Consider the following 25155-nt stretch of genomic DNA (forward strand, 5'->3'; position numbering starts at 1 on the left):
CGTCGCTCGGACGGTCCGGGCGCTAACGTCTATCGAGGAATCCCCTATGGCTGATAACAGTCCACAGCGCCGTTTCACGCGCATTGAACGCCTTCCCCCTTATGTATTCAACATCACCGCCGAACTGAAGATGGCCGCACGTCGTCGCGGCGAGGATATTATCGACTTCAGCATGGGTAACCCCGACGGCCCGACGCCGCCGCACATCGTGGAAAAACTGTGCGCCGTCGCCCAGCGCGACGACACCCACGGTTACTCCACCTCGCGCGGCATTCCGCGCCTGCGCCGCGCGATTTCGCGCTGGTATGCCGATCGTTATCAGGTGGATATCGATCCGGAAAGCGAAGCCATCGTCACTATCGGTTCGAAAGAGGGGCTGGCGCATCTGATGCTGGCGACCCTCGATCACGGCGACACCGTGTTGGTGCCGAACCCCAGCTACCCGATCCACATTTACGGCGCGGTGATCGCCGGCGCCCAGGTGCGCTCGGTGCCGCTGGTGGACGGCGTGGATTTCTTCGGTGAGCTGGAGCGCGCCATTCGGGAAACCATTCCGCGTCCGAAAATGATGATCCTCGGCTTCCCGTCCAACCCGACCGCCCAGTGCGTAGAGCTGGACTTCTTCGAGCGGGTAGTGGCACTGGCCAAGCAGTACAACGTGCTGGTGATCCACGATCTGGCCTATGCCGATATCGTCTATGACGGCTGGAAAGCGCCGTCGATCATGCAGGTGCCGGGGGCGAAAGACATTGCAGTGGAGTTCTTCACCCTGTCGAAAAGCTACAACATGGCCGGCTGGCGCATCGGTTTCATGGTCGGTAACCCTGAACTGGTCAGCGCGCTGGCGCGCATCAAGAGTTATCACGATTACGGCACCTTTACGCCGCTGCAGGTGGCGGCCATCGCCGCGCTGGAAGGCGATCAGCAGTGCGTGCGCGATATCGCCGAGCAGTATCGGCAGCGCCGCAACGTGTTGGTGAAGGGGCTGCACGAGGCCGGCTGGATGGTGGAAAACCCGAAGGCGTCGATGTACGTATGGGCGAAAATTCCTGAGCCTTATGCCCACCTCGGTTCGCTGGAGTTTGCCAAACGCCTGCTGGCGGAAGCCAAGGTCTGCGTCTCGCCGGGCATCGGCTTCGGCGACTACGGCGATACCCATGTGCGTTTCGCGCTGATCGAGAATCAGGATCGCATCCGCCAGGCGGTGCGCGGCATCAAGGCGATGTTCCGCGCGGACGGGCTGCTGAAACCGGGCAAGGCCGGCAGCGCCAAATAATCCTGTCAGGCCGGGCGTTCGCCCGGCCTTATTTTTTCCGTCCCAAGGTTTTCTTCATCATTTCCCCATTATGCTCAATTACGCTGAATTTTATTTTTTGGATAGAGTGTATGAGCAACCGCTACGCGCGATCGCAAATCGTTTTACATTGGCTGACTTTGCTGATGGTGATCCTCACCTATGCGGCGATGTTGCTGAAAGATTCGGTGCCGGAAGCGTGGGCGCCGATGGTCAAAAATCTGCACTTTAATTTTGGGGCTTCGGTTTTTGCCCTGATGCTGATTCGGTTGGCGGTGCGCGCTTTCCACGCGACGCCGCCGACCACGCCGTCGCTGGAGGAGTGGCAGGAGGTAGGCGCCAAGATCTTCCATTGGCTGCTGTACGTGGTCTTCCTGATGTTGCCGCTGCTGGGCATGTTAACCCTGGCCTACGGCGGGAAATCGTGGTCTTTGCTGGGCTGGCCGGTGCCGCAATGGGTGACGCCGGATCCGGTGATGCGCAAGCTGGTTAAAACGGTTCATGAGACGCTGGCGAACATCGGCTACTTTATCATTGGCGCACATGCGCTGGCGGCGCTGTATCATCACTACCTGCGTAAAGACGACACCCTGCGCCGCATGATGCCGGGCAAATGATCGTCAGCAGAAACGACAAAGGGACGCTTGCGCGTCCCTTTGGCTGTGTTCCTGGTCTGGCTACCGTCAGGCAACCATCAACATGAAGGTGCCAACCCAGGCAACCAGCATGAATGACACGCCCATCAAAAAATATTTCACTGAACAACTCCTGTCTGGAGTCCTCGCCAGCAATGATCCCGATTGTTGTGCTGAGTATTTTATGGGCAACCTGCTTGTCGGGCGGATTCTTCCAAATGAAAGAACAACGGCCCTACGTACGGGTTGTCCGGTTGTCGCGCCTCATGCTCCGTGAGGTAAAATCCGAACCGCGACAGGATCGGCGCTAATGTACTCTCAATACTGGTCTGATTTCAATACTGTGTTTTTGATCACAATTTTCGGCTGTTTTTTGCACAGCGCGGACTGTTTTATAACGCTTTTTATGGGCAAGCGACAGGAAGGAGCCTGCCGCTGCGGGGTTTTAAAATCGGGGTATTCAATGCGGTGCCGGCGCTCAAGCGACGGCGTTGATGCCGGTCGCCAAAATGACCCAAAAAACGAGACAAGACAGCAGAATAACGGCCCAGATATGACGGCGACTCCACTCCATTTTTAGCCTTCGTTGTTGCGACAAGTGATTAGGTAACGATCATATCGGCGCAAAATGGGGAAGATTTAGCCCCATCGGATAATATTTCGCTTACCTGCCGCTAACTTATTGGCAAACTTCACTTATTGTCACGCGCACTTCGTAGCCCAGCAGATACAGCGCCTGCTCCAACGCTTCAACCTTCGAGGCGTAGCCGATATCCAGCAACCGCTCCATTTGCCCGCCGTTGAATCCCAGCTTGCGTGCCAGCTCTGCTTTGCCGGTGTTTTTGCGCAGCATGGCGTTGTGCAGCTCGATCTTCAGCGCCACCAGCGCCGGCAGGTGTACTTTCAAGTCATCGGTTTGCGCAGGAGAAGGGGCGGGCAAAGGCAGACCTTCATCCATCGTGGCGGCGATGGCGGCCAGCAGGCTTTCCTGCGCTTCCAGCTCGATGTCTTCGCGTTTATAGCAGGCAGATTGCCACTCGGGGAAGTCGTGGAAACCGATCTGCCAGGCGTCGCTGTCGCTGTCGAAGGTGTAATGGGCGGGGTAGTGGCTGTACATGGCAATCCCTGATTGAAACCTGAATGAGGCGCTATTGTGACGGCATGCCCGAGAGATAGCCAGCATGAACGTAGCCGTGGGGGAATTTAAATTGAAAGTAATAATTATTAGCAGGCAAATTTAATTTTATTGTGAGCAATATTCTTATTATTTTTTCCGGGAAGAAAGATTATTTAATTAGGCGCTTGGATTAATATCTCTGTTGATGGGTGATAATGAGAATTAAAATCAAATATCACCCCGGTTTTTATACAATTTCACATGGAAGGGGAGGGATAAGAATATTGATCATGATAAAAATGCATATAATTGATTTTTATTGATTTAATTTTTGTTATTTCACTTATTAACAATTGTGAAATTACAGTTTTAGGCAGATATCACCTGGCTGCGGTATTCATTGTCAGCTTTATAAAATACTCTTTTTAGGCAAAGGCGCATTCGATTCTATTTAAGCGTGCGCCAGACTGAAATATTCATTACTCCATGCTTATTACCCGACGGCCTTAGCCGATTTTTCGGGTGCCTGCTCGCATTTCCACTTTGCCAGGACAGCTGCTCACGGATTAAAGGAATACCTCGTGCCTAAAGTTAACTCGCGTTCATTACGCTTTACCGAACGCCGCGCTATCAAATATGCAGCGTCATTGCTGCTTATCGGTTTATCCCTGCCGGCCGCCGCGCTGGCGGATGAACGCTATGACGCGCTGATCCGTCAGGCCAGATCGGGCGATACCGCGCCGGTGCTGGCGTATTTATCGCAGCGGCGTGCTCAGGAGGGGTTGAGCCTGCAGCAGCGAGCCGATTATATCCAGGTGGCCGGTTGGGCCGGCCACGACGAAGAGGTGGTCGCGCTTTGGCGTGCTGACGGCGCCGCGCTGCAGCGGGATAGCGCCAGTCTGGCGACGGCGGCTCGCGCCTATCGCAACCTGAAACAGTGGCAGCCATCGCTGCGCCTGTGGCGTGCGGCGTTGCAGCTCGCTCCCGCCGACGGCGGTCTGCAGCGCGGCTATGTGATGACGCTGGCGGATGCCGGACGGGATGCGCAGGCGCAAACGGAAGTGGCCAAAGCGGAGAAGCTGCTGGAGCCGGCGACGTGGTATCTGACGCGCGCCTATGTGGACCAGGCCGCCGGCCGCAGCTGGGCGGCGCTGGAAAACGTTACCCACGCCCGTGCGCTGGCGCCGTCTGACACCGGTATTCAGGCTTATTACGTGACGCTGCTGGCGGCGAATCGGGTCGCGGATCCGGCGCTGCGTGAAAGCCAAGGGCTGGCATTGCCGCCCGCGCAGCAGCGGCGCCTGCAGGCGGATGAAGCCGCCGAGCTGGTGCGGCTGTCGTTTATCGATGCTCGCGGCGAACAGGAACGCTTCGTCATTGCCGACCGCGCGCTGGCGCGCTATGACCAACTGCTGACGCAGTGGCGGCCGCTGCCGGAGGCGCAGGACAGCTACCAACAGGCACGTATCGATCGCCTGGGTGCGCTGCTGGCGCGTTATCGAATGGCCGACGTGGTGAGCGAGTATCAAACCTTGCAGGCGGAAGGGCGTACGGTGCCGGATTATGCCCAGCGCTGGGCGGCGTCCGCCTACCTCTATCTGCAGCAGCCGGACAAGGCGCAGGCCATTTTCGGCCGGCTGAACGCCGCCGCGCCGAAAGCGGTGACTGCCGAAGACGAAACCGATCTGTTTTACGCGCAGGCGGAGAACGAACGCATCGATCAGGCGGCGTTGCTGGCGCAGCGCGTCAGCCAGCGCTATCCCTACGCGACCCGCCTGTACCAGCTGCCGACGCTGGCCTACAACGATGACTGGCTGGTCGGCCAATCGCTGTTGGCGCAGTCGCGGGTTTATCAACGCGATCTGGCCGAGGCCGAACGGCAACTGACCCCTCTGGCGCGCACGGCGCCGGGCAATCAGGGGCTGCGCATCTCCTTGGCCAGCGTTTATTTGGCGCGTGGCTGGCCGCGCCGTGCCGAGGATGAGTTGAAGCAGGTGGAAGGGCTGGAGCCGCGCAGCCTGCCGTTGGAGATCCAACAGGGCTATGTCGCGCAGGAGTTGCAGGAGTGGCGTCAGCTGGATTTGCTGGCCGACGACGTCATCCAGCGCGCGCCGGAAAGCGTCGCCGCTCAGCAGCTTGAACGTTCGCGCCGCATTCACCACATGTCTGAACTGCGCATCAGCGGCAATCAGGGCATCGACTCCGACGGGCCGGTCAGTGGCAGCCACGATTTCGGTATCCACACCGCGCTTTATTCACCGCCGATCGACGACAACTGGCGACTGTTCACCGGCTGGGGATTCAGCACCGGCCAGTTCGAGGAGGGCAAGGGCATCAACCGCGATCTCAGCGCCGGCGCCGAGTGGCGGTCGCGCGATCTGTGGCTGGAGGCCGAGGTGGCCAACCGCAACTACGGCCACGGCAATGAGCTCGGCCTGCGCCTCTCATCCTGGTATGACCTGAATGATCAATGGCGCCTCGGCGGTTCGGTGGCGCGGCTGTCGGCCGAGACGCCGCTGCGTGCGTTGACCAACGGCATCAGCGCCAACGGCGGCAACCTGTGGCTGCGTTGGCAGCAGAACGAAAGCCGCGAGCTGCGCGCCAGCGTGGCGCCTTCCCACTTTTCGGACGGCAACAACCGGCTGGAATACGGCCTGGAAGGGCGGCAGCGGCTGCTCGCCGGCGCCCGTTATCGGCTGGACATGAACCTGACGCTGTCCGGCAGCCGCAACAGCCAGGAGAACGTGCCGTATTACAACCCGAAGCGCGACTTCACGCTGCTGCCATCGTTAACGCTCGATCACACCCTGTATCGCCATTATCAGACCGAGTGGAGCCAGCAGTTTCAGGCCGGTGCCGGCAGCTATTGGCAGCGGGACTATGCGCGCAAGCCGATCACTCAGCTGGGTTACGGCCAGCGTGTCAGCTGGAACGGGGTGTTGGACGCCGGCGCGATGCTGCAGTTTGAGAAGCATCCTTACGACGGCAAACGCGAGCGAAACATCGGCGTGACGTTTGATCTGAATTATCGTTTTTAAAGGAATCATCATGCTTATTCGATCCTCGCTTTTAGTGCTGGCCGCGTTGCTGACCACCGCCTGCAGCCAGGCGGATGTGCCGCGCTTCACGCCACCGGCGGAGCGCCCCGTGGGGCCGATGGAACGCCCGTGGCCGGCCAACCGTTACGCGGTGCTGGCGTATCACGACGTGGAAGACGGCGCGGCGGACCAGCGCTACATGTCGGTGCGCACCAGCGCGCTTAACGAACAGTTCGCCTGGCTGAAGCAAAACGGCTACCAGCCGGTGTCGGTCGAGCAGATCCTGCAGGCGCAAAACGGCGGACCGGCGTTGCCGAACAAGGCGGTGCTGCTGACCTTCGACGACGGCTACCGCAGCTTCTACAGCCGGGTCTTCCCGCTGCTGAAGGCTTACAACTGGCCGGCGGTGCTGGCGCCGGTCGGCGTCTGGCTGGATGCACCGGCCGGCAAGCCGGTCGATTTCGGCGGCCTGATGACGCCTCGCGATCGCTTCCTCACTTGGCAGCAGGTGCGGGAAGTGTCGGACTCCGGATTGGTGGAGATCGGCGCGCACACCTACGCTTCGCATTACGGCGGCATCGCCAACCCGCAGGGCAATACCGAACCGGCGGTCGCCAATCGGCTGTACGACGCCAAACAGGGCCGCTACGAAAGTGAGGCGGAATACCGCCAACGCATCGAGAAAGACGTGGCGCTGATCACCCAGCGCATCACCGCCACCACCGGCAAGGCGCCGCGCGTGTGGGTCTGGCCGTACGGTGCGGCCGGCGGTGTGGCGCTGGACATCGCGCGCAAGCACGGTTACCGCATGGCGCTGACGCTGGAGAACGGGCTGGGAGACGTCAACGCGCCTGAGAACGTGCCGCGCATGCTGGTGGCCGGCAACCCGTCGTTGACGAGCTTCGCTCAGCAACTGACGCAAATACAGAATCGGCAGATCATGCGGGTGGCGCACGTCGATCTCGACTACCTCTACGATCCCGATCCGCAGCAGCAGGCCAAAAACCTCGACAAGCTGATCCAGCGCATCTACGACCTGCGCATCAATACCGTTTTCTTGCAGGCGTTCGCCGATCCAAAAGGCGACGGCAACGTGCGTGAGCTCTATTTCCCCAACCGCTGGCTGCCGATGAAGGCCGATCTGTTTAACCGGGTCTCCTGGCAGCTCTCTTCGCGCACCGGCGTGGCCGTATATGCCTGGATGCCGGTGCTGGCGTTCGAACTGGGATCTGACGTGCCGCGCGTACAGCGCCTCGATCCGCAAAGCGGGCAGCTGTCGATAGACGACAAGCAGTACCGCCGCCTGTCGCCGTTCAGCCCGGTGGCGCGCCAGCGCATCGGTGAGATCTACGAGGATCTGGCGGCCCACGCCACCTTCAAAGGGATCCTGTTCCACGACGATGCCCTGCTGTCGGACTTCGAAGACGCCGGCCCCGACGCCGTTGCGGCCTACCGCCAGGCCGGCTTCGCCGATTCGGTGGCGGCGATACGTCAGGATCCGCAGGCGATGGCGCGCTGGACACGCTTCAAGAGCCGGGCACTGATCGCGTTTACCCAGTCGCTGACCGAGCGAGTGCGGGCGATCCGCGGCCCGCAGGTGCAAACCGCGCGCAACATCTATGCGATGCCGGTCCTCGATCCCGCCAGCGAAGCCTGGTTCGGCCAGAATTTAGCGGATTTCCTGCAGGCCTACGACTGGGTAGCACCGATGGCGATGCCGCTGATGGAAAACGTGCCGCGCGCCGACAGCGGTCGCTGGCTGGATCAACTGGTGGGTAAAGTGGCCGCTTACCCCGGCGCGCTCGATAAAACGGTGTTTGAGTTGCAGGCTGTCGACTGGCGCAAGGAGCGCCGGATCAGCCTGGATGACGGTCAACTGCTGGCCGAATGGATGCGTCGCCTGCAGCGCAATGGCGCTCAGAGCTTTGGTTATTACCCCGACAACTTCCTCGACGATCGGCCTAAGCTGGATGCCGTTCGCCCGGTGTTGTCCTCAGCCTGGTTCCCACTGCCATGACCGATCGTTTAATTGCCTTATTTATCCTGTGTCTGGTGTTGAGCGTGCCTTTCGGCATCGTCCTGCTGTTTACCGGCGAAATGCTGCTCAACTTTGTGTTCTTCTGGCCGCTGTTCATGTCCGGTATCTGGATCGCCGGCGGCATCTATTTCTGGCTGCACCGCGAGCGCCACTGGCGCTGGAGCCCGGACATGCCCGCGCCGGCGCTGCCGGGCAACCCGTCGATCAGCGTGCTGATCCCCTGTTTCAACGAAGGGTTGAACGCGCGTGAAACCATTTCGGCGGCGATGGCGCAGCGCTATGAAAATATCGAAGTGATCGCCATCAATGACGGCTCCAGCGATGACACCGCCGAGGTGCTGGACCAGTTGACGCTGGAGTTCCCCCGTCTGCGGGTGATCCATCTGGCGCAAAATCAGGGCAAGGCGATCGCGCTGCAGGCGGGCGCGGCGGCGGCGCGCAGCGAGTATCTGGTGTGCATCGACGGCGATGCGCTGCTGGATCGCGATGCGGCAGCCTATTTGGTGGCGCCGCTGTTGGCCAATCCGCACGTCGGCGCCGTGACCGGCAACCCGCGCATCCGCACGCGCTCCACGCTGATCGGCCGCATCCAGGTCGGTGAGTTCTCGTCGATCATCGGCCTTATCAAGCGCACGCAGCGCGTCTATGGGCGCCTGTTCACCATCTCCGGCGTGGTGGCCGCGTTTCGTAAGCAAGCGCTTACCGATGTCGGCTACTGGAGCCAGGACATGATCACCGAAGACATCGACATCAGCTGGAAGCTGCAGCTCAAGCACTGGGCTATTTTCTTCGAACCGCGGGCGCTGTGCTGGATCCTGATGCCGGAGACCCTGCGCGGGTTGTGGAAGCAGCGCCTGCGCTGGGCGCAGGGCGGCGCCGAGGTGTTTTTAAAGAATCTGCGCAACCTGTGGGCCTGGGAGCACCGGCATATGTGGCTGCTGTTCGCCGAGTATTGCCTCTCCACGTTGTGGGCGTTCACTTACCTGGTCAGCGTGCTTATTTTCCTGGTCGGGCTGGCGGTGCCGCTGCCGGAGGGCATCCGCATTCACTCGTTGCTGACGCCGGCGTTTACCGGCCTGGTGCTGGGCGTGGTGTGCTTGCTGCAGTTCACCGTCAGCCTGCTGCTGGAGAAGCGTTATGAGAAGGGCTTCGGCCGCTCGCTGTTCTGGATCATCTGGTATCCGCTGGTGTATTGGCTGCTCAGCCTGCTGACCACGCTGGTGGCGTTTTCCAAAGTGATGTTGAAAGCTCGGCGCGGGCGTGCGCGCTGGATCAGCCCCGATCGGGGCATTGGGAGGATCAAAGAATGACGGACGTCCTGATTTATTCCGAACGCGGCCTGCTGCCGCGCGTGGTAGACAGCCTGCTGACGCTTTTCGCCTGGTGCGGCTTCCTTTATCTGTTCAGCCGCGGCTTGATGTCGGTGCTGGATCAGCACGGGGTGGGTTCCGCCCTGTCGCTGCTGGAGGTGATCTCGCTGTATATCATTGTGGCGTTGTTCAATGCCGTCACGTTGATCGCCTGGGCCAAATACAACCAGTATTTCTCCCGCCGCAGGGCGGCCGGCCGCTGGCGGAAACAGCAACAGAACACCCACATCGGCTATATCACACCGGAGCTGACCCGGCAGCTGCGGCGTTTGCCGATCGCCGTGGTGTCCCATAACAGCGGCGGCGGCATCAGCCAGGTCAGCGGCAGGCTGACGGCGGCCGAACCGGCAGCGAACAAGGTGGTGCAGCTGCGTTAATCGCCAGCGTTGCCGTCCGGCTTGCGGCGCAGCCCGCCCGGCGGCAACAGCAGGGCGCAGATCATGACGGCCAGGCTGAACAGCGGCAGCCAGCGCGCCACCGGGCCGGGGGAGTAGTTGTTGAGCACCGAGCACACATAGCACGCCACGGCCAGCGCCCAACCGGGCAGACCGATATCGTTGAGCCGAAACGCGGTTTTGGCCATAAACCACGTCACCAGGCCAAAACAGAACAGCGCCCACACCATGATGCACAGCAGGTACAGCAACACCGAGACGAATTCTTCGGTATCGCCGTGCGCATGGGCGCGAAAATGGTTTTTATCCAGGTAGGTCGACAGAAACGACAGCAACACGATGCCGACGGCGAAGATCGCCAGCGAGAAAACAAAGGGTTTGCGCGAGATGCGCCCATGGTATAGGTCTTTGGCGAGTTGTCCGAGAGATTCCATCACAGTCCGTTGTCGTCATCATTGGCCGCCCGGCGGTGGCCGAATGGCAAGCAGCCGGGCATTTTAGCGGGGTAAACGGGGGCGTCAAGGTGATAATTTTTCTCATTTAGTTGCGGTTAAGATTCCGCGTGGCCGCACCGGGCGTCCTTTCACCGTGCAAAACGTCACAATTTGGCACGTTTGGCTACCTGACGCGGTAATTGGCGGCATAATCCTGTTTGTTCGCATTGAACAATGCATTAACATAACTCCCACTTATCTCTTGCATGGCTATATGGATATCCGATGCGTCACCTGGTTGCGCTTTTACCGCTGATTACCTTGCTTGCTGCCTGTAGCAGCACGCCGAAACCCAGTCCCACCGCTACGCCGCAGGGCACCTCGGTAAAGGGCGGCTTTTTGCTGAGCCCGGCGCACAGCGGCGCGCCGCTGGGAGGGGATTTCGCCAATAACCCGAATACCGCACGCTTTATCGATAAGATGGTGCAGGAACACGGGTTTGACCGGCAGCAGCTGCACGACGTGCTGGCGCAGGCTCGGCGATTGGATTCGGTGCTGCGGCTGATGGACAGGCAGGCGCCGACGCCGTCTACCCAGGGGCCAACCGGGCCGAACGGCTCCTGGCTGCGCTACCGCAACAAGTTCATCACCCCGGATAACGTGCAAAACGGCGTGGTGTTCTGGAATCAATATCAGGATGCGCTGCAGCGTGCCTGGCAGGTGTACGGCGTGCCGCCGGAGATCATTGTGGGGATTATCGGCGTGGAGACCCGCTGGGGCCGCGTAATGGGTAAAACCCGTATTATCGACGCATTGGCGACGCTGGCCTTCGACTACCCGCGCCGCGCCGATTACTTCGCCGGTGAGCTGGAAACCTTCCTGCTGATGTCGCGCACCGAAGGTGACGATCCGCTCGAGCTGCGCGGCTCTTTCGCCGGTGCAATGGGCTATGGGCAGTTCATGCCTTCTTCCTTCAAAAGCTATGCGGTAGACTTCAACGGCGATGGGCATATCAACCTGTGGGATCCGGTCGATGCCATCGGCAGCGTGGCCAATTACTTCAAGGCGCACGGCTGGTCTAAAGGCGAGCCGGTCGCCATTCAGGCCAACGGCCAGGCGCCGGGATTGGAAAACGGCTTCAAGACTCGCTACTCGGTCGCCGCACTGGCTGAAGCCGGCCTAAGCCCGCAGGGATCGCTCGGTGATAATCAGGAAGCCAGTCTGCTGCGGCTGGACGTCGGCACCGGCTACCAGTATTGGTACGGCCTGCCGAACTTCTACACCATCACCCGCTACAACCACAGTACCCACTACGCCATGGCGGTGTGGCAACTGGGCGAAGCGGTAGGGCGCTCGGCGCGCGGCGGCTTCTGACGCTGCTTCAATCAACGAAAAAGGCCGCTTACGCGGCCTTTTTTACGTTCTGAGCAATCAGAAATCGTAACGCAGACGCACCACGGTCATATCACCGAGGTTGTCGGTGCTCGATGTCAGCACGTGCTCTACGTCAACGCGGAAGCCGTAGTCAAACTGTACGGTAACCCCGAGGCCGTTGTCGATGCGCTGATAGTTGCGGCCGCTGATGTATTCTAGGCGGTCGCCCATGAAGTACGGCATCACCGATTTCACGGCATACTGACCCACCGGCACGGTATAACCGGCCAGGTATTCGATACCCCACGCATCGCCGGCGAAGTAATTATTGACGTCGGCTTTCTTGGTGGTCAGGAAGTCGTTGTAGTAACCGCCGCCGAAGGTGAGCGTCCAGTTGTCCGGTTTCCAGCTGATGGCGGTACCGAAAATGTTCTGGTCATAACTCTTGCTGCCGCTGGTGGACGGGTTGCGCATTTCGGCGCGGGTGTAGTTCCAGGCGGTACCCCAGGTCAGATCCTGCGTAATGTGGTAATCCACGCCCAGTGAGCCGCCGCCTTTGCGCTTATAACGCAGGCCGTTGCCCGGCAGGTAGTCGCTGTCGCTGAACAGGTACGAGGCGTAAACGTCCGCATCGCCGAAGCGGTTCTTGTACTTCAGCATTTTGCGTGAACGGTAAGAGCCGTCGTAGTCGCCGTTGATGCCGTTGCCCGGTGCCTGGGCCAGCATGTCGTAGTCCCAGATATCGGTCTTGGCGCCAACCACGTCATAGTAAACGCTGTTTTGCTGACCGAAGGTCATCTGGCCCCAGGTGTTGCTTTTCAGGCCGGTATACAGCATACGGCGGCTGGTGTTTCTCGCGCCGTCGGCATAGTGGTGATCCCAGTCAAACAGCGCCGGAATGTTCACACCCAGCTCGTAGTAGCTGATCCAGCTGATATCGTCGAACAGGTAGTAGTCCGCTGCGAAACGGAAACGGGTGCCGCCATCGAAGCCGTTACGCTTGTAGGAGCCCTTGTCACCGTCGCCCGTCATGTTGTTGAACTGCGGACGGATGCTGCCGCCAACGGTGAAGTTCAGGCGGCTGAGCGGATCGCCGGCCTGTGGATCTTGCTTCAGCAGAGTGATTTCTGCCTGAGCGGCGAACGACGCGCTGCCGATCGCCAGACCCAGCGCCACCGCTTGAGTCACTACGCGCAATTTCATTGCCATATGTTATCCCTGTTTTATGTATGACCGTCCCATCAGCGCCGCCATGCCGATGTTTTGCGCAGAACGCTGCGTTTTCACGCATTTTGACGGTTTTTTTTGGTGTTTTAGCGGCGGGCGGCATTTGTAACATAAACGGTGAGATAAATAATTACTTTTCTTGCTAATTATTGGCCGGTTTTTGACCATTTCGTGCGGTGAAAAGGGGCATTATTTATGTCTTTCGATTCGGATGAATTCATTTAACGCCAAGGTTTATATTTTTCATTTGTCAGTCACCGGCACCTGCCTGTAATTTCAGTCTTGCAAGAGATAATTAATTTCAACCTGTCACCACCGTATTAACGTTAGCCATTTCTGCGTAATCGGCCGGCAGGAATAAGCGATTGGGAGGTCGCCATGAGAAACCTGTTAATGTTGTTAGTGGGGCTATTTTCACTGCCGGCGATGGCGGCGGAGTCGCACGTTTGCCATTCTCAAGCCTATGATTATGCGGAGGTTAGTAAACTCAGGCTATCTGACGACACCCTGTTTACCTGCCGCGGCGTGGGGCGCCTGACGATGCCGGAACTGGCGCGTAAAGGATGGAGGGTGATTCATTTAGCGCAGCAAACTGAATATACCGACTCCGTAGACAGCGATGGTGAGGTTATTAAGCTTTATCAGGAAATCGTGGTGTATAAAGAATAATTCGACGGTAGCCTGTTATTATTTCAACGACGGCGAGAATCCTATTATGAATGCAAGAGTCGGTATTGACGGCAGGGCCGCCGCCGCCATGGTGATGCTTTGCGCCATCTGGGGGATGCAGCAGGTGGCGATCAAGGCCGCCGAGCAGGATGTGTCGGCGGTGCTGCAAATTGCCATTCGCTCGGGCCTTGCCGCGCTGGGGGTATACCTGTTGGCGCGTTGCCGCGGTGAGTGTTTCACCTGGGATCGCGCCACGCTGAGCGCCGGTTTGAGCGTAGGGGCATTGTTCGCGCTGGAGTTCTTTTTTGTCTCCGAAGGGCTGCGCTACACCAGCGCCTCGCATATGGCGGTGTTTTTGTACACCGCGCCGCTGTTTTCTGCCCTCGGCCTGCATTTTCGCCTTCCTCAGGAGCGCCTGTCACCGGTGCAGTGGCTGGGCATGCTCATCGCCTTTGGCGGCGTGGTGCTGGCCATATCGGGCATGGCTGAGGGAAGCGGCGGAGCCGATCGGCTGAAAGGCGATTTCTATGGCCTGTTGGCGGGGATCGCCTGGGGTGGTTCTACCCTGGTGATCCGTACCACGCGCCTGGCGGAGTGCCCGGCCAAACAGACGCTGCTGTTCCAGTTGATGGGCGCCAGTGTACTGCTGTCGCTGTTGGCGATAGCGACGGACAATTTGCACGTCGTCCTGAGCCCGGTGGCCTGGAGCAGCCTGCTGTTCCAAACGGTGATCGTGTCGTTTTTCAGCTACCTGATCTGGTTTTCACTGCTGCGCCGTTATCAGGCCTCCTCGCTGGGCATTCTCACCTTTATGACGCCGGTATTCGGCATCCTGGCGGGGGTCGTCATTCTCGGCGAACCGCTGCAAATTGAGTTTGTATTGGGGGCCGTGCTGATCGTGCTGGGGTTAATCGTGGTGAGTTGTTCATATCTTATTTATTTTGACCGAAGGGTGGCACCAAAAATATAAATTATGGATGTTGATGTACAGAACTACCAAATAAGCTGCGAAAGCCAATTCATTATTCAGTTGCAAATATCCCGCTATGCCTGGGGCGTGCCGCTGATTACGCTCAGCGATAACGGTGATTTTACCGTGATAAGAAGCCGAGGCTGGTCGAGGTTGGCGAATGGGATGCAATTGGAGGTTTATTATTTTGCCAATAACTCCCTGCTGGCTTGGGATAAAAGCCGCAAATACATCTCTTATTCAAAGGCCGGCCGGCTCTACGCCTGCGCGCTGCATTTTTCTTATTCCCCCAAAGTAGAGCGCTAACCCTCTGGCCATCAGACCAGAGGGGAGATTTTCATGATCCACTGCTTAAATGCGAGGATCTTGGGCCACTGCCGCTCGGAAATGGTCGAGGTAAAATAGCAGTGCTCGCAGGGCACGGTCATATCGGTGAACGGAATGATCAGCTCGCCGCTTTTGATCCAGTCCTGCACCAGATTAAGCCGCCCCATGGCGACGCCAAGGTGCCGCGTGGCGGCCAGCACCGCGAGATCGGAACGGTCGAACTCCATGCTTTTACTGTCGGTATCCAGCCCCAGCGCAAAGTGTTGCGACCAGGTTTGCCACTCATCTTCGCCGGAGTTGTAGCGATCGTGCAGCAGCGTGCAGTGGACCAGGTTTTCCGGCGCATCGTACAGGTTATGTGCGGCGGCGTACTGCGGCGTGCAAATCGGCACCATCGATTCCTGCATAAAGGCCTCGTCCAGATGCCGCCCCGAGGGCAGTTTGCCGAAGTACATCGCCAGATCCACGCCGCGGTTGGCCAGGTTGATGATTTCCTGCCCGGTCAAAATGTTGAGGTGAATGGTGGGGTGCTGGGCGATAAAGTCGCCGATGCGCGGCAACAACAGACATTGCACCAGAGACGGGTGCGAGTAGAGGGTCAATGTCCCCGTCAACTCGCGATTTTTGATGTCCAGAATTTCCTGGTTCAAGGTGTTGAACGAGCTGTTCAGCGCCCATTGCATGCGCTCGCCCTCCGGCGTCAGGGTAATTCTGCGATGAAAGCGCTGGAATAGCAGAAAGCCCAATTCTTTTTCGAGCAAATTAATGCGGTGGCTTACGGCGCTCGGGGTGATCGACAATTCTTGCGCCGCCAGCGCAAAAGATAAATGGCGGGCGACGCATTCGAAAGTATGCAGCCGGGAAAATTGATAGCTGGTGAGCGGGGTGGCCCGCTGTGAATGTTTTTTACTGGGGAACATGCTATTTCTCCGTGCGCGCAATGCGCCAATATTAACATCTAATGAAGAGAGGGATAAACCCAGATTGACTGATAGAGTCGGTTTTTAAACTGACGGTTTTAGCGATGTTGATGATAGGCCGATGAAGCGTATAAAAACCGGAAATAACAGCCGGTGGGCGCTTTGATTGAGACGCTGATGATAATCAGGAATAGGATGAATATAATAAAATGACGCGTTGTTAAACGGCGAGTAATGACGGTATGCGACAGCCTGAACGATAAAGGCTCGTATTTAATAAGGGATATAACGGCTTAGTCACAATAATTCTCCGTCGTGACGACGCGGAGTACCCGTTAGTCATCATTGCCGGCGCAACGGATGAATAAATCGATAAGATCGCATGTTCGCTCTTTGGCCGAAAAGAACCGCGCCCGGTGGTGACCTGCCGGGCGCGACATTCAGTGAAAAGCGGTGTGCTGGTCGGCGCGCATCAACGGCGGCGCAGCAGCAGGCCGGTCAACAGACCTGCGCCGGCAATGAGGGCTAATGCGGCGAGGGGGTTTTTCTTCATCATGCTGCCGGCGCAGCCCAGGGCGTCACCGAATTTTTCTTGCAGCGCGCCCGCTGCATAGCGCGTGGCGCCTTCGGCCTGCAAACGTTCGTTTCCGGTGACATCGCCCGCCATTTCCTGCGCTTTGCCTGCCACTTTTTCCATCATGCCATTGGCTTTTTCGCTGTTCATTATGATGCGCTCCTAAGGTTCGATCCGTTTGGCTCTCGCACAGGGCGAAAGCCTGCATTTGCACCTCCATGTTATGCACTTCACTCTGCGCTCATAAGGGGCGTTTGCATTGGTGCGGATAGTGCATTTGCAGGTTATTTGCCGTTCCTGGAGGCCGCTCCGCCGGTAAACAGCCCGCGCTCTCTGGCCCAGACGATGGCTTCGCTGCGGCTGTGCACGCCGAGTTTGGAATAGACCGTCGCGACATGATTGCGGATGGTGTTGAGCGCCAGATTGAGACGCGCCGCGATTTTCTTGTCCGGCAGCCCCTCGCAAATCAATTCCAGCACATCGCGCTCGCGCGGCGTGAGATCGCTGGCGGCAAACCCGGCCTGGTCGGGCCGGTTGATGCTTTTCACGTTGGCCAGTTTTTCGATCAGGGTTTGGCTGAACCACGAGGCATCCTGCATCACTTCTTCGATGGCATTGACCAGCTCCAGCTCCGAGCGTTTGCGTTCGGTAATGTCCATGAGCACCAGCAGGTAGCAGGGCGCATTATGGATACTGACGGCATCCGCCGAGGCCACGCAGTCGATTAACTCGTTCCCTTTCTTTCGCACCTGGATGTCCAGCCCTTCAACGTTGCCGCTTTTTTCCAGTGCGGCAAACAAACGGCGGTTCGCCTCGGGATCGTCAATAAACTGGATCTCATCGACCGTTTTGCCGATTAACGCTTCGGCGTCGTACTCGGTAGTGCGGGTGAATGCTTCGTTGACGTCCAGCACGCGCCGCTCGTGCGCGGTACACACCAGCGTCGGCACCGGGCTCAGGCGAAATGCCTTGGCGAACCGCTCTTCACTTTCTCGCAGCGCCGATTCCGCCAGGCGCCGGGGCTCGAGATCGGTAAAAGTGAACAGCATGCAGTCGTCTTCATTGATATCCAGCGGTTGACCGGCAACCACCACCAGCTTGCTTCCTCCGCCGGGCAGTTTCAGCTCGGCCTCCATCTGCGGGATGGTGGCGCCTTCCCCCAGGCGCTGAACCGCCAGCTCTTTGCGCTCTGCCTGTTCCAAAACGTCGAGTTCATAAACCGAACGTCCCATAACCTGTTCACGCTGGTAACCGGTCATATCAAGGAACCCTTGGTTGACCTTGACGTAACGCAGATCGCTGAGCCGACAAATGACCGCCGGCGCCGGATTGGCGTTGAAGGTTTTTTCAAAGCGCTGTTCGGCGCTGGCCCACTCCGTCGCGTCGCTCAGGATCAGCGCCAGCAGCTCCGGCTGCCCCTGCGCATCGGTGATAATCAGGCTCCGCAGGCGGTGCACCCAGAAACTCTCCGGATCGTCGACCTGCCGAACCTCCACCACCACGTCGGTGAAGGTTTCGCCATCGGCAACCCGGTTCAGCGGGTACTGTTTCAGCGCCAGCGGGTGATTGTTGCGATAACGCAGGGCAAAACGCGCCGCGTACTCGTCGGCATTGGCCCCCAGGGCTTTCTGGTGGCTCACGCCGTGCATCGCCAACGCGGCCTCGTTGGCCCAGAGCAGCGTTTGATCGGTATCCGTCAGGATCACGCCGTCGGACAAGCCGGAGATGATTTGCTGCAGGTGGCCGCGGTGGGTTTCGCTGGCCAGGACGGATGGGTTCATGTGCTCTCCGCTAGACAGAAGGGGAGCGACCTCTGACGGGGCCGCGGGTTACGCTACTCGCTGAGCAGCTTAGTGCATAACGTGCGTATTCGCAGGGTGTGAATGCACTAGTCATTCTGGCGCAAATGAACCGGGACGGCCGATGACGCCGCGCGGCAGACTGAATTTGTCTGCGCGGTGATCCACCGTGCGTGCAATCACTTGTCCAGAAAATATAAGGAACAACGATGACCACTGTCTATGAATCAAATCGCTTTGCGTTTCAGGTGTCATGGGGCTCGATATTGGCCGGGAGTGCCGTGGCGCTGGTGACTTATCTGATCTTCAGCGTGCTGGGCACGGCTATTGGCGCCCAGGCCGTGGATATGATGCAAAAGGGCAATCCGCTGAGCGGCTTTGGCACCGGCACCGGGATCTGGCTGCTGGTTTCCTCGTTGGCATCGCTGGCCGCCGGCGCGTTCGTCGCCGGACGCACCGCGCCGAACCGCGGCGGTTTGCATGGCCTGTTGAGCTGGGCGATCACCACCTTGCTGACCACCTGGCTGATGGTTTCATTGGCGAGTGGTGTGGTGGGGCTGGCGGGCAGCGCGGTGGGCAAAGGGCTTTCGCTGGCGGGCAGCGGCCTGGCGGCGGCAGCGCCAAACGTGGGTGAAGGCCTCAAGCAACAGCTGGATAAAAAGGGCATTAGCCTTGACTGGGAAAGCCTGGAAAATCAGTTGAACGCCACGCTCAAGCAGACCGGTAAGCCGGAACTGGATCCGGCTCGGTTAGAACAGAAGGCCGATAGAGCGACCGCCGACGGCAAACAATCAGCCATGGACGCGGCTGCCGATCCGGTGCAGGCCGCCTCCGAGCTTAAGCAGTGGTTCGACCGCGTCAAGCAGTCCGGTGAGCCGACGCTGAGCGCGGCCGACAAGGATGCGTTGGTGAATATCGTTGCGGCGCGTACCGGCAAGAGCCGCGATGAAGCGAGCCAAATCGTCGATAACTACGCTCAGGCTTACCAGCAGGCGGTGCAGAAAGTGGAAAAACTCAAGGCCGAGGCCGAGCAGAAAGCGCGTGAAGCGGCCGATGAAGCGGCCAGACAGCTGTCTCGCGCCGCGTGGGGTTCACTGTTGGTGCTGCTGTTGGGCGCCGCGCTGAGCGCCGGCGTGGGGCGGATTGCCGAATCAACCCGCCGCACTGTCGCGGTGAGTTGAGATGAAAAAAAATCTGTCGTGTATCTCGCTGAATTATCGAAAAGTGGCGGGAGCCTCTGCTCCCGTGCTCGTCATCGATTTTTGCAATGAGAACAACGAGCGCTATACCCTGCGCTACAACCTGCCGCCGGATACCCCGGAACGCACCGAGCGGCGGGTGTCTTTGCTGCTGTATCTGTTGCGTAAGCACAGGTCCGCAGAGATCGACAACCTGGCGGATTAATCAGTCCGTTGATGAAAAGCCCGGCTTTACGAGCCGGGCTTTTTGCTGTGCTGTGGCAACAAAGCACAGCGCAATCAGACACGGCACTGTTACGAGGGAAGAGCGGGGCATAAGTGGCGCTCCCAATTGGCGTGGAGGGTAAAATAGGGCATTGAGCAAGATATGTTAAAATATCGGTCCCTCGCAGTGTTGGAAAAGAGATAAAAGCAACGCGCCATTACGAACTGTGATTATCTGGCCTGATGTTCAGGCAATGGGTCTACCTCTATCTTTTTTCAACCACGGCGCATGTTTTTACTCATTAGTCTCAATAAATTTCATCAATCGGTCTGATTATAAAATGCATTTTAATTTGTAATGATGAAATTCCTATTTGGTCATGCCGCGGGGGTGTGAAAAAACACTTTAAGATAAAACAATTAACATAAAGTGTGATTCGCCTTGGCCGAGCAAGTGCATCTTTAATGGATGCACTTTGCATGAGGCATTTTTTATTTACGGGTTTTTCGCAAGCGCATTTATATAACATGATCATTTTCAGTTATTTATATGATGACTTTTCCTATGCCGAAAAAATTGCATTGACAAGGTGGTTTTTTTTAGGATTAATCTTAATGACTTGATTTGAGAGGTTGCCGATTTTAATAAAAAGGACACGACTTTTATAAAGACAGGGAGCGCTCATGGATTATAGAAAAGATATTCTTGTACAGGTCTTGGAGTATATGGAGAAAAATATTATAGAGGGGCTTTCCGTTGAGAAGGTTTCCATAATCTCAGGTTACTCTAAATGGCATTTGCAACGGTTGTTTAAACACTATTTTGGCATTACGTTAGGGACGTATATCAGGAATAGAAAACTGAGCCGGTCCGCTGTCTTGCTCAAACAGCATCAAGGTAACATATTGGATGTCGCTCTGGCATCGGGCTTTGCTTCTCAGCAGTGCTACACGCGGGCATTCAAACGTTTTTTTGGCGAAACGCCCAACAGCTTTAGAAACAGCCGGGGATGGGATTTCTCCACCCAGATCCCACCGTATGGCAGCGACAATAAACCCTATTTTTATCATACGGTCATGCCGGATGATATCGAGATGTTGAAGCAGTACAAAGCATTGATTTTCCACTCCGTAAGGAAGTACAGAGATGCCAGTGACATTACCCAGACGAATGATAAATGGCTAGGCAAAAATGGAAGGGCTTATAGCGTAGAAAAAAGAAAAGGAGGGAGAGCATATGCCTCCAGCAAGGAGCAAGAGGTTTTTCATTCCATATTTAACTTCTATATACCTATGGGGAAGTATATTGTTATTCCCTTTATAGGGGAGCTTCCTGAGTATATTGCCTTTTTTGAGGGTATCTATGACGCCCATCTGCCGGCTATTAATGTCAAAATGAGGGAGAGCTTTTTTATCGAATTATACAGGCCCGAGCATTTAAACAGTAAGATCATCAATGTCGATATACTTATTCCTGTGGCGTAGTGTTGAGGAAAGGAGGCATCATGAGTATAGATAAACCCTCTGGCTCGATTAATAAACACCACCGTGCGCTCTTTATGCTACCTTTAACGTTGCCTGCCTTTGGCAGAGTGAACGTTAAAGGTTTAGGCAGGCAGGCTATTCAATTAGCGCTGGCATTAACGCTCCTCATGTTTTCAGGAAATGCGATGGCAAATAATCGGGAACCTCATCAAATAGCGTTAGTCGGCACCTGGACCCATATTCCGGATGCGCCTGCGGTGCAGAAACCGGCGCACCCCAGTGAAGGGCTCTATCGTCTGAGGGTAAATGGCGACGGCACGTTAACGTTGCTCAATGTGATTAAGATGAAAAGCCCGTCATGGGTCGTAACATCCCGCGATGGCCGTTTCGCCTATGTCACCAATGAAGAGGATGCGGGAACGGTCACTGCGTTGGCGATAGACAAAGACGGCAGCCTGCGGGTGCTGAATACGGTGATCAGCGCGGGTCGGCAGCCGACGCATGCCACACTCAGCCCGGACGGCAAGTTTCTGTTTGTCGCCAACTACTCCGTTGCTAAAGGCGGCGCGGGGGTGACGGTATTGCCGATTCGCAGCGACGGCAAACTGGGTGAACGCGTGCAGCATTACCCGTTTATACCCGGCTCCGGCATCGTGCAGGGGCGCCAGGAAGGCGGGCATGCGCACTCCACCACCTTCAGCCGCGATGGCCAATACCTGTACGCGGCGGATCTCGGCGGCGATAAGCTGCACGCCTACCGTTATCGCCCGGATAACGCGCAGCCGCTGCAGGCGGATGCTTCGCGCGATGTTGGCTTTGCGCCCGGCACCGGTCCACGGCACATGGTGTTCTCGCCAGAAGGCGAATATGCGTATGTCATCACTGAAATGGCGGGTGAGATCGAGGCGTTTGCCGTTAACGACAATCGATTGACTCTGAGAGGGAAAGTGAAACTGAACGGCGGCCTCGATTCGGCGGAGGCGAAAAGCGGTGGGGCCATTATCCTGAGCCCGAGCGGCAGATATCTTATTGCCACCCATCGCGGTACCGATAACCACCTGCTGGTATTAAAAATAGGCAGGGACGGTCTGCCAGGCGTGCCTACGCGTTATGAGGCCGGCGGCATTGAGCCGCGTGCGCTCGCTTTCGATGGCGGCGGCCGCTACCTCTATGTCACGAATGTGTTCACCAACACCGTTATGCTGTTCGATTTCGATGATGAGAAGGGCGAATTGCAGGCCAGAGGTGAAGCGGCGGCGATTTCAACGCCGACGGATATTAAGTTTTTTAATTAGTGCCCATCATAAGGCGCGGGAGAAACCGGGTCTGAACAGGGGAAAAGGGGAATTGCGGGTGCAGATGATGGGGAATGGCTTGATGAGAAAGAATGGTGTCCCCGACTGGAATCGAACCAGTAACTAGCCCTTAGGAGGGGCTTGTTATATCCGTTTAACTACGGGGACGCTGCGGACCGGCAACCGAAGCTGCCGGCGCATTATACCTTTTTTTACCCGCAGAATAAGCGCTTAGCGGCGCGTTTGCTCAATACCTCGCCAGTTCGCGCCGAAATTTCCTCGGCTAACCGACGGCGATCACGGTTTTTCCCCGCCGTGGCGCCGTTTTTCCTCTTGCCGGTGCGCCGCCCGGTTTTTGGCGCTCAAATCGTTGCGGATCTGCGCGTGGCTGATCAGCGCAAAGATAAAGGTGCCGCCGATGATGTTGCCCGCCAGCGTCGGCAGGGCGAAAGGATAAAAGAATTCCTGCCACCCAATCGCGCCGTTGAACACCAAATACAGGATCTCTACCGAACCGACCACGATATGGGTCAGATCGCAAATCGCCACCAGGTAGGTCATCAGCACGATCACCCAGATTTTTGCCGCGCCGGCGGCCGGGATCATCCACACCATGGTGGCGATGATCCAGCCGGCCAGGATGCCGTTGGCGAACATTTCGCCCGGCGTATGGCGTATGACCTCTTCGCCCAGGCTGATGAAGGCGCGGCGCGTTTCGGCGTCAAACAGCGGCATATGGGTAAACGCCAGCGCGGCCAGCCCGGTGCCGATCAGGTTACCGAGCAGCACCACGCCCCACAGGCGAAGCAGGATCAGCAGATTGCGCGGCGTGGGTTTATGCATGATAGGCAATACCGCCGTGACGGTGTTTTCGGTAAACAGCTGCTGGCGCGCCATGATGACAATGATGAAACCGAAGGTGTAGCCGAGGTTCTCGATGAAAAAACGGCTGGGATCGTCCGGCAGGCGGGCGTGGAAAATGCCTTTCGCCGCCAGCGAGGCACCCATCGACAGCCCGGCGGCGATCGCCGACCACAGCAGCGCCAGCCCGTCGCGCTCCAGCTCTTTTTCGCCTTCCATCCGGATCTGTTCATGCACCGCCGCCGCGCGCGACGGCAGATTCTCTTCCCTGACTTCGATTTCGCGTTTGCCCTGTTCCTGCTCCTCGCTCTCTACCCGCATCGTCTCATCCGGCTCGTGATCCTGGTGCTGCTGTTCGTTCATGCTGTCGCTCCTGCTTAATAAGGGTGAGGTCACGTCATTAAGCGTAGTTGCCCGGCCTAAATGCGGCGAAATACAGAAAAAGGTAACAAGAGTTAAAATCCGCCGATTTTTTCCACGCATTCTTGATCCTGCTCGCCATATTGGCCCCCCGGCGCGCCCGCCGCGGGCTGCGTGTGGGGAAAGGCTTATGCTATGATTCGCTATCCCAAAGAAAAATATGAGTTCCCCGATGCTGGAAGCCAAAAGTCTGAGTTGCGTGCGCGATGAGCGCATCCTGTTTAGCGAGCTAAGCTTTTCAGTTCAGCCGGGCGATATCATTCAGGTAGAAGGGCCGAACGGTGCGGGCAAGACCAGTTTGCTGCGCATTCTCGCCGGCCTGGCGCGGCCGGACGGCGGCGAGGTGTCCTGGCACGGGCGCAACACGCTGCGCGATCGTGCGGGTTACCAGCAAGATTTGTTGTTTATCGGCCATCAGCCCGGCATCAAAGCCGTATTGACGCCCTTCGAAAATCTGCAGTTTTATCAAGCGGTGCGCGGTACAACCGATCATCCGGCCATCTGGCGCGCCCTGGAGCAAGTGGGGCTGGTGGGTTACGAAGATCTGCCGGTGGCGCAGCTTTCCGCCGGGCAGCAGCGGCGCGTGGCGCTGGCGCGGCTGTGGCTCAGCGCGGCGCCGCTGTGGATCCTCGATGAGCCGCTGACGGCGATCGACAAACAGGGCGTAGCCGAGTTGATTAGCCTTTTTGAACAACATGCACAGCGAGGCGGCATGGTATTGTTGACCACCCATCAGGATTTGGCCGGCGTCAGCCAAACGGTGGGGAAAGTTCGTTTGGCGGAACATGACGCGGGGAGCCTGTGATGTTTTTGACCCTGGTGCGCCGCGAACTGAAGATCGCCTGCCGTAAAGGTTCGGAGATCGTCAACCCGCTGTGGTTTTTCCTGATTGTGATCACGCTGTTCCCGTTGGGGATTGGCCCGGAGCCGCAGTTGCTGGCGCGCATTGCGCCGGGCATCGTGTGGGTGGCGGCGCTGTTGGCCTCGCTGCTGTCGCTGGAGCGGCTGTTTCGCGACGACTTCCTCGATGGTTCGCTGGAGCAGCTGTTGCTGCTGCCGACGCCGCTGCCGATGACGGTGCTGGGCAAAGTGTGTGCTCACTGGGTCGTGACGGGATTGCCGCTGCTGATCCTGTCGCCGCTGGTGGCGCTGCTGCTGTCGCTCGATATGCCAACCTGGCTGGCGGTGGCGGGGACGCTGCTGCTCGGTACGCCGACGCTGAGCCTGATCGGCGCCATCGGCGTGGGGTTGACCGTCGGCCTGCGCAAAGGGGGCGTGCTGCTCAGCCTGTTGGTGCTGCCGCTGTATATCCCGGTGCTGATCTTTGCCACCGGCGCGATCGACGCTGCCTCGATGGGCATGCCGATCGACGGCTACCTGGCGATACTCGGCGCGATGCTGGCGGGCAGCGTGACATTGGCGCCGTTTGCCACCGCAGCGGCGCTGCGGGTGAGCGTGCACTAGCTAACGTATTGAATGAACCGACGGGGCAAGGCCGACAAGAGCGTAC

Annotated in this window: 25 protein-coding genes and 1 tRNA gene; 17 read left to right on the forward strand and 9 right to left on the reverse strand. The window is 58.0% G+C overall.

Annotated features, from left to right (window positions below):
• Positions 1 to 46: 46 nt before the first annotated feature.
• Together alaC and FHU12_RS03615 are read left to right on the forward strand one after the other, a co-directional pair.
• Positions 47 to 1276, forward strand: coding sequence for an alanine transaminase (gene alaC / locus FHU12_RS03610; RefSeq protein ID WP_016926818.1), 1230 nt, complete (start codon positions 47 to 49; stop codon positions 1274 to 1276).
• A gap of 110 nt (positions 1277 to 1386) precedes the next feature.
• On the forward strand, positions 1387 to 1911 hold the full coding sequence (locus FHU12_RS03615) for a cytochrome b (RefSeq protein ID WP_141967466.1): 525 nt from the start codon (positions 1387 to 1389) through the stop codon (positions 1909 to 1911).
• A gap of 66 nt (positions 1912 to 1977) precedes the next feature.
• Here the strand turns inward: FHU12_RS03615 and ypdK are convergent, their stop codons facing one another.
• The gene (gene ypdK / locus FHU12_RS03620; RefSeq protein ID WP_099782600.1) at positions 1978 to 2052 is read right to left on the reverse strand and encodes a membrane protein YpdK; all 75 of its coding nucleotides are present in this window, start codon (positions 2050 to 2052) and stop codon (positions 1978 to 1980) included.
• Between ypdK and FHU12_RS27080 the strand changes: the two genes are divergently transcribed.
• Positions 2021 to 2206 carry a hypothetical protein gene (locus FHU12_RS27080; protein ID WP_185742376.1) on the forward strand — a complete coding sequence of 62 codons (186 nt, stop codon included), beginning with the start codon at positions 2021 to 2023 and terminating at the stop codon, positions 2204 to 2206. The two genes, ypdK and FHU12_RS27080, sit on opposite strands and share 32 nt — an antisense overlap.
• A gap of 402 nt (positions 2207 to 2608) precedes the next feature.
• Here the strand turns inward: FHU12_RS27080 and FHU12_RS03625 are convergent, their stop codons facing one another.
• Entirely contained in the window at positions 2609 to 3046 is a 438-nt protein-coding gene (locus FHU12_RS03625) for a type II toxin-antitoxin system HicB family antitoxin (RefSeq protein ID WP_141967468.1), read from the reverse strand.
• Between the two features lie 581 nt (positions 3047 to 3627).
• Here FHU12_RS03625 and pgaA point away from each other — a divergent pair.
• Genes pgaA through pgaD form a run of 4 tightly spaced genes read left to right on the forward strand, consistent with a single transcriptional unit; the run spans position 3628 to position 9869 of the window.
• Positions 3628 to 6084, forward strand: a complete 2457-nt coding sequence (gene pgaA, locus FHU12_RS03630) for a poly-beta-1,6 N-acetyl-D-glucosamine export porin PgaA (RefSeq protein ID WP_141967470.1) — start codon at positions 3628 to 3630, stop codon at positions 6082 to 6084.
• Between the two features lie 10 nt (positions 6085 to 6094).
• Positions 6095 to 8101: a poly-beta-1,6-N-acetyl-D-glucosamine N-deacetylase PgaB gene (gene pgaB, locus FHU12_RS03635; protein ID WP_141967472.1), complete on the forward strand. Its 2007-nt coding sequence runs from the start codon at positions 6095 to 6097 to the stop codon at positions 8099 to 8101.
• A complete protein-coding gene (pgaC, locus tag FHU12_RS03640; protein WP_141967474.1) occupies positions 8098 to 9432 on the forward strand; it encodes a poly-beta-1,6-N-acetyl-D-glucosamine synthase in 1335 nt (444 codons plus the stop codon). The genes pgaB and pgaC overlap by 4 nt, the downstream gene beginning before the upstream one ends.
• Positions 9429 to 9869, forward strand: coding sequence for a poly-beta-1,6-N-acetyl-D-glucosamine biosynthesis protein PgaD (pgaD, locus tag FHU12_RS03645; protein ID WP_141967476.1), 441 nt, complete (start codon positions 9429 to 9431; stop codon positions 9867 to 9869). Before pgaC ends, pgaD begins: the two co-directional genes overlap by 4 nt.
• On the opposite strand, the gene FHU12_RS03650 is transcribed toward pgaD, so the two are convergent.
• A complete protein-coding gene (locus FHU12_RS03650; RefSeq protein ID WP_141967478.1) occupies positions 9866 to 10321 on the reverse strand; it encodes a DUF805 domain-containing protein in 456 nt (151 codons plus the stop codon). The two genes, pgaD and FHU12_RS03650, sit on opposite strands and share 4 nt — an antisense overlap.
• Before the next feature lie 285 nt (positions 10322 to 10606).
• Here FHU12_RS03650 and mltB point away from each other — a divergent pair, with 285 nt between their 5' ends.
• Positions 10607 to 11695 carry a lytic murein transglycosylase B gene (gene mltB, locus FHU12_RS03655; RefSeq protein ID WP_141967480.1) on the forward strand — a complete coding sequence of 363 codons (1089 nt, stop codon included), beginning with the start codon at positions 10607 to 10609 and terminating at the stop codon, positions 11693 to 11695.
• 57 nt (positions 11696 to 11752) lie between these two features.
• On the opposite strand, the gene FHU12_RS03660 is transcribed toward mltB, so the two are convergent.
• Entirely contained in the window at positions 11753 to 12904 is a 1152-nt protein-coding gene (locus tag FHU12_RS03660; RefSeq protein WP_025303743.1) for a porin, read from the reverse strand.
• 396 nt (positions 12905 to 13300) lie between these two features.
• Here FHU12_RS03660 and FHU12_RS03665 point away from each other — a divergent pair, with 396 nt between their 5' ends.
• Genes FHU12_RS03665 through FHU12_RS03675 form a run of 3 tightly spaced genes read left to right on the forward strand, consistent with a single transcriptional unit; the run spans position 13301 to position 14867 of the window.
• Positions 13301 to 13591 carry a hypothetical protein gene (locus FHU12_RS03665; RefSeq protein ID WP_141967482.1) on the forward strand — a complete coding sequence of 97 codons (291 nt, stop codon included), beginning with the start codon at positions 13301 to 13303 and terminating at the stop codon, positions 13589 to 13591.
• Positions 13592 to 13637: 46 nt separating this feature from the next.
• Positions 13638 to 14561 (forward strand): DMT family transporter, encoded by a 924-nt coding sequence (locus FHU12_RS03670; RefSeq protein ID WP_141967484.1) that lies wholly within the window; start codon positions 13638 to 13640, stop codon positions 14559 to 14561.
• Positions 14562 to 14564: 3 nt separating this feature from the next.
• Positions 14565 to 14867 (forward strand): hypothetical protein, encoded by a 303-nt coding sequence (locus FHU12_RS03675; RefSeq protein WP_141967486.1) that lies wholly within the window; start codon positions 14565 to 14567, stop codon positions 14865 to 14867.
• An 11-nt stretch (positions 14868 to 14878) separates the two neighbouring features.
• Here FHU12_RS03675 and dsdC read toward each other — a convergent pair whose 3' ends face one another.
• From dsdC to FHU12_RS03690, 3 genes are all read right to left on the reverse strand, one after another.
• Complete coding sequence (dsdC, locus tag FHU12_RS03680; RefSeq protein WP_141967488.1) at positions 14879 to 15808, reverse strand: DNA-binding transcriptional regulator DsdC; 930 nt, start codon at positions 15806 to 15808, stop codon at positions 14879 to 14881.
• A gap of 472 nt (positions 15809 to 16280) precedes the next feature.
• Positions 16281 to 16532, reverse strand: a complete 252-nt coding sequence (locus tag FHU12_RS03685) for a CsbD family protein (RefSeq protein WP_141967490.1) — start codon at positions 16530 to 16532, stop codon at positions 16281 to 16283.
• Positions 16533 to 16666: 134 nt separating this feature from the next.
• Positions 16667 to 18163 carry a helix-turn-helix transcriptional regulator gene (locus tag FHU12_RS03690; RefSeq protein ID WP_141967492.1) on the reverse strand — a complete coding sequence of 499 codons (1497 nt, stop codon included), beginning with the start codon at positions 18161 to 18163 and terminating at the stop codon, positions 16667 to 16669.
• A 227-nt stretch (positions 18164 to 18390) separates the two neighbouring features.
• Between FHU12_RS03690 and FHU12_RS03695 the strand changes: the two genes are divergently transcribed.
• The 4 genes from FHU12_RS03695 (at position 18391) to FHU12_RS03710 (ending at position 22364) form a co-directional block, all read left to right on the forward strand.
• Positions 18391 to 19362 carry a TIGR04086 family membrane protein gene (locus FHU12_RS03695; RefSeq protein ID WP_141967495.1) on the forward strand — a complete coding sequence of 324 codons (972 nt, stop codon included), beginning with the start codon at positions 18391 to 18393 and terminating at the stop codon, positions 19360 to 19362.
• Between the two features lie 64 nt (positions 19363 to 19426).
• Complete coding sequence (locus tag FHU12_RS03700; protein ID WP_230201404.1) at positions 19427 to 19585, forward strand: hypothetical protein; 159 nt, start codon at positions 19427 to 19429, stop codon at positions 19583 to 19585.
• A 683-nt stretch (positions 19586 to 20268) separates the two neighbouring features.
• Positions 20269 to 21069 carry a helix-turn-helix domain-containing protein gene (locus tag FHU12_RS03705; RefSeq protein WP_141967497.1) on the forward strand — a complete coding sequence of 267 codons (801 nt, stop codon included), beginning with the start codon at positions 20269 to 20271 and terminating at the stop codon, positions 21067 to 21069.
• A gap of 20 nt (positions 21070 to 21089) precedes the next feature.
• A complete protein-coding gene (locus FHU12_RS03710; RefSeq protein WP_230490626.1) occupies positions 21090 to 22364 on the forward strand; it encodes a lactonase family protein in 1275 nt (424 codons plus the stop codon).
• A gap of 93 nt (positions 22365 to 22457) precedes the next feature.
• On the opposite strand, the gene FHU12_RS03715 is transcribed toward FHU12_RS03710, so the two are convergent.
• Positions 22458 to 22532: transfer RNA gene (locus FHU12_RS03715), tRNA-Arg, on the reverse strand.
• Between the two features lie 129 nt (positions 22533 to 22661).
• Positions 22662 to 23588, reverse strand: a complete 927-nt coding sequence (locus FHU12_RS03720; protein WP_141967499.1) for a formate/nitrite transporter family protein — start codon at positions 23586 to 23588, stop codon at positions 22662 to 22664.
• Positions 23589 to 23817: 229 nt separating this feature from the next.
• Between FHU12_RS03720 and ccmA the strand changes: the two genes are divergently transcribed.
• Both ccmA and ccmB read left to right on the forward strand, forming a co-directional pair.
• Positions 23818 to 24450, forward strand: coding sequence for a cytochrome c biogenesis heme-transporting ATPase CcmA (gene ccmA / locus FHU12_RS03725; RefSeq protein WP_141967501.1), 633 nt, complete (start codon positions 23818 to 23820; stop codon positions 24448 to 24450).
• On the forward strand, positions 24450 to 25109 hold the full coding sequence (gene ccmB / locus FHU12_RS03730) for a heme exporter protein CcmB (RefSeq protein ID WP_103682053.1): 660 nt from the start codon (positions 24450 to 24452) through the stop codon (positions 25107 to 25109). The genes ccmA and ccmB overlap by 1 nt, the downstream gene beginning before the upstream one ends.
• Positions 25110 to 25155: the final 46 nt, after the last annotated feature.

The sequence above is a fragment of the Serratia marcescens genome (assembly GCF_006715005.1).
Lineage (GTDB): Bacteria > Pseudomonadota > Gammaproteobacteria > Enterobacterales > Enterobacteriaceae > Serratia > Serratia montpellierensis.